The sequence below is a fragment of the Vibrio sp. Y20_XG_PY13 genome (assembly GCF_024181925.1).
GTDB classification, from domain to species: Bacteria; Pseudomonadota; Gammaproteobacteria; order Enterobacterales; family Vibrionaceae; genus Vibrio; species Vibrio parahaemolyticus.
Window position 1 is genome coordinate 1 of record NZ_JAMZAL010000029.1, and the last position, 4285, is coordinate 4285.

Consider the following 4285-nt stretch of genomic DNA (forward strand, 5'->3'; position numbering starts at 1 on the left):
CCAGGTATTTCATCATCAAAATCCATTGGTGGCTCATTATATTGTTGAATACAAGGCCTTTTGAGCGACAGAGACTCTAAAATAGTAAAATTGGGCTGAAAAGAGAAATGCTCCTTCTCGGTAACTGTAACTATGTCCTTGTCAAAATCCATTGAATAACCTAGCCCCAAAGTACCCAATAATCTAGTCGTCAACTTATCAAACTGTTTAAACAAGTCATATGCGTTTTGTGCGTCTTGAGCTGAGCATGAATTTGCCTTGTGTATTACTTCATTTCTAATTTTTTGAAGTTCACTTCTAGTTTGCCAAATTGTTTTTCGGCCAGAAATAAACTTGAGATTCGAAGCATCACTGTCTTCTAAATGTTCATCAATAATCCAATAAAGAAGATTATTAAAACGATCTAATCCATTCTGACTAAGAACTTGCTTTGTTATTAGTTCCGCTAGAGAACCATTATGGAGCATCCCGGTCATGAATGGCCGTAAAATGACATTTTTTGTTAAAACTTCAAGAGAAGTCATAGCCATAATCAAAGAAGATAGCGGTTCAACTTCTTTAACTTGCACCATAGCTCTAACTGTATTTCTAACGTTGTTAGCTAGATTAGGATTATCTAGGTAATATTCCTTAACTAGATCAGTACTGTACTGTTTTGAAAACTCGTCACGTTTATCCAAGTACAGCCACAATGACTCCATCTGCCAGACTTCATCATCTAACTCTTCTAAATATTTATCATTTAATATTTTTTCTGCTTCATACTGTTCATCATACATAAAGTTAACCAGACTTTTTTGTGTCGATTAGGATGAATTTCACACATCCTTTCCGAATCATTTATGAAATCAAAAACATATTAACACTATGATACTGATAATCATGGAGTTCAATATGATTAAGCTAACTAATCTTGAACAAATCACAACCCTACCAATCACCACCACCTTACAAGACCAAGTCAAAGCTATACTCACCGAGCCATTTCACGATGAAACAGAAACCCAACAGACATGGGATGAACTGCAATGTGAACTCTGGTTCCTCACCTCAATTTCGGACCTAACTGCCGTCGTCGTCGACGATATCGAAATGCTAAAACGAGCACTGACCTATACCGAATTCGAAGATGAACTAGATTACGGAGCAACACTGACACTAAGCATTGTCGAGGACAGTGGCAAGGGTATCTACATGCTGATGCCTAAGACACTACTCACCGAATTACGCCAATATTTCTCCATCGAGAATGACTAAGGGGGCAATGATGCAATCCCGAAAATTCAAATTCAATAAGCGCCAACTCGACTCACTACCACCGACGCCGTCGACGAGCAAAAGTAAGGAAACGGAATATACCGACGAGTTGTGTAGCGGACTCAAGCTGATAATTAACCGTCAAGGCAGGAAGCGTTTCTTGTTCAGATATACCCTCCACGGAACCAAGAAATCCATCCAGTTAGGTGAATATCCTGGACTAGACATAAACACTGCTCGTCAGATTGCCAATGACCATAAACGGGAAATTGCTCTAGGTAATGACCCCAAGGCTATTCGAGACGAAAAGCGCAACGTACTATCGTTTCAAGACTTCGCGGAGCTGCACTACTTACCGTATGCAATGATGAATAAACTCACGGCTAAAAGTGATGCGGGTAGTCTTAAGCTCCATTTCTATCCAAAGTGGGGCAAGAAACCTCTCACTGATATCGGTCAGCAGGATATTCAGAAATTGTTGGACGGGTTACTAGAAGGTAGGAAGCCTGCAACGGTGAACCGTCTACGTTCCTTAGTCCTTCGCATGTTCAGACTGGCAATGGAATGGGGCTATGTTGATTCTAATCCCGGTCAGTACATCAGGAAATTGAAGGAAAATAACGTTCGTCAACGTTTCCTGTCACGGGCAGAGGTTTCTGCCTTCATCAAAGCATGTAACGAAGAACCGAATTGCACCCAAGCTAATGCATTGAAATTCGCCCTGCTTACTGGGATGCGTATAGGTGAGATAACCAGCTCAAAATGGGAGTGTCTTACTGTCGACGACGACGGCAATTGGAGCCTATTTCTACCACACACTAAGTCGGGATTGTCGAGAACGGTCCTGCTCAACCACCTAGCTAAGGAGGTCATCCATGATCAACGACGATTTCAACAACCGAAGAACCCCTATATCTTTGCCGGAGATGCACCCGGTAGACCTATCGCCCATCCGAAGAAGGCATTTGCTCGGATTAAAGCCGCCGCTGGTATAACCGATAACTTTCGTATTCATGACCTTAGGCATAGCTTTGCTTCAATTTTGATCAATAGTGGCAATGCAACGCTCTATGATGTTCAGCATTTGTTGGGGCATCAGTCGCCACAGACCAGTACAAGATATGCTCATTTAGCTAGTTCAAGGCTGAGAGAGGTAAGTGCGAATGTTGCTGAGTTGGTTGAGAGGTGTGAATGAGTAATTACCTTAAGTAGCCTAATAGGGGCTACTTAAGTTCACACTTCAAGCTAAATAAGATATACATAACATTTTAAAGGTTAATATTTGCACTGCTTGTATTTTTTATCATTATGTATATTGATGCATTTGCTTATTTGATTGAATATCGTTTATGAGTGATAAAAACAAAATACATGCTAATGATGGATTAGAGGCAGAGGAAGAGAGCTTTTCAGAAATAGTTATAGCTTTAGTTTCAGCCGTTGGAACAGACCTGAGTCGATTCATTAACTTAATGTCAGATGAACTAGAGTTGTACGACTTTAAACCTGAAGTAATTCGAGTTTCATCTGGTTTTTTGCACGCACTTCAACCTGTGCCTGAAGGTTTATCAAAACTTGAAACTATCAATTACTTCATGAATCTTGGCAATGAATATCGCAATTTGACTGAAGATAATGCAGCTTTAGCATACGCTGCTATTACCGAAGTATCTCAACGACGAGCTGAAATTTTAGGTGATCGTGAGCCTCAGCCATTAAGTAAGAAAGCATGGATAATTCGATCACTGAAACACCCTGATGAGGTTGCTGCTTTAAGAGAAACTTATGGCAACAGTTTATTTGTCATAGGGATACATGCTAGCTACGAAAGTCGATTTCAATCACTTGATAATAAACGTAGAAGTACTGAAGATAGCGATGTTGTAAAGAAACTTATCTCCAGAGATGAGGATGAAGGACCAAATAACGGTCATGGGCAGCATACAAGAGATACTTTCCACTTAGCTGATTTTTTTATCGATGAAGATCAAAATCTTAATAAAAATAGGGCTGATGTGGAGCGCGTATTTAAGCTGATATTCGGATACCCATTTCTTACTCCCACTTTTGATGAATATGCCATGTATATGGCTTTCTCTGCATCTAGTCGATCTGCTGACTTATCAAGACAAGTTGGCGCAGTATTAACCAAAGATAACAATATCATATCAACAGGGGCGAATGATGTCCCTAGATCTAAAGGTGGTTTGTACTGGCCTTCCTTAGATAGTTCAAATACTCGGATAGCAGATAGTCATGACGGTAGAGATTACATGCGTGGTTATGATGCTAACAAAAAAGCAATTCAAGAGGTCATTGACGATATCATTGACAAACTGGGACTTGAGAGCTCTGCTGAATTAAACAAAAAACTAAAAAATACAAAATTAAAAGATATCACAGAGTATGGAAGAGTCGTACATGCTGAAATGGAGGCTATTTTATCTTGTGGTAGAACCAATAATAGTACTTTAGAGACAACGCTGTATTGTACAACTTTCCCATGTCATAACTGTGCGAAACACATAATTGCTGCGGGAGTATTGAGAGTTGTATATGTTGAGCCATATGCAAAAAGTAAGGCGTTTGAGTTTCACTCTGATGCAATTTCAGAAGGTTATTGTGAAGATAAAGTGTCCTTTGAGCCATTTGTTGGAGTTGGACCAAGAAGTTTCTTGAACTTCTTTTCTATGACTTTAGGTAATGGTCGAGAGATAAAGCGCAAAAAATCTTCAGGTGAGACTGTAGACTGGAGTAGAGAATCAGCTAAACTTAGGCTAAAACCTAACCCAATCCAATATATTGCAAGCGAGGAATTTTCCTCAGCATTAACAGGTGAGCATTTCAAAATCTTTAATGATAAAAAATGCTAGCTAACAGGAACTTATGATGAAAAAAGTTGATAACAGAGCTCTAGTCGAACACTTGGAGAAGGCTGAGCAGAAAATGGCAGCTTGGCCTCAATGGCAACAACAAATTTTCAGATCAAAAGTAACCTCTCAATCTTCTCAACTCTCTAGCCAAAGAA

4 protein-coding genes are annotated in these 4285 nt (G+C 39.6%); 3 read left to right on the forward strand and 1 reads right to left on the reverse strand.

Translation table 11 applies throughout. The annotated features are described in order from the left end of the window. A partial coding sequence (locus NL646_RS23145; RefSeq protein ID WP_253664750.1) for a hypothetical protein occupies nt 1–779 on the reverse strand: 779 nt, incomplete at its 3' end. Nucleotides 780–894: 115 nt separating this feature from the next. On the opposite strand from NL646_RS23145, the gene NL646_RS23150 reads away from it, so the two are divergent. From NL646_RS23150 to NL646_RS23160, 3 genes are all read left to right on the forward strand, one after another. Then, nucleotides 895–1257, forward strand: a complete 363-nt coding sequence (locus tag NL646_RS23150; RefSeq protein WP_180795775.1) for a hypothetical protein — start codon at nt 895–897, stop codon at nt 1255–1257. Between the two features lie 10 nt (nt 1258–1267). Then, nucleotides 1268–2452 (forward strand): site-specific integrase, encoded by a 1185-nt coding sequence (locus NL646_RS23155; protein WP_180795774.1) that lies wholly within the window; start codon nt 1268–1270, stop codon nt 2450–2452. A gap of 154 nt (nt 2453–2606) precedes the next feature. Then, on the forward strand, nt 2607–4130 hold the full coding sequence (locus NL646_RS23160) for an anti-phage dCTP deaminase (RefSeq protein ID WP_253664751.1): 1524 nt from the start codon (nt 2607–2609) through the stop codon (nt 4128–4130). The last annotated feature ends 155 nt before the right edge of the window (nt 4131–4285 follow it).

What these genes read in the sequence shown, in the direction of transcription:
- NL646_RS23150 (WP_180795775.1), top strand. Translation starts at nt 895, where the DNA reads ATGATTAAGCTAACTAATCTTGAACAAATCACAACCCTACCAATCACC.
- NL646_RS23155 (WP_180795774.1), top strand. Translation starts at nt 1,268, where the DNA reads ATGCAATCCCGAAAATTCAAATTCAATAAGCGCCAACTCGACTCACTA.
- NL646_RS23160 (WP_253664751.1), top strand. Translation starts at nt 2,607, where the DNA reads ATGAGTGATAAAAACAAAATACATGCTAATGATGGATTAGAGGCAGAG.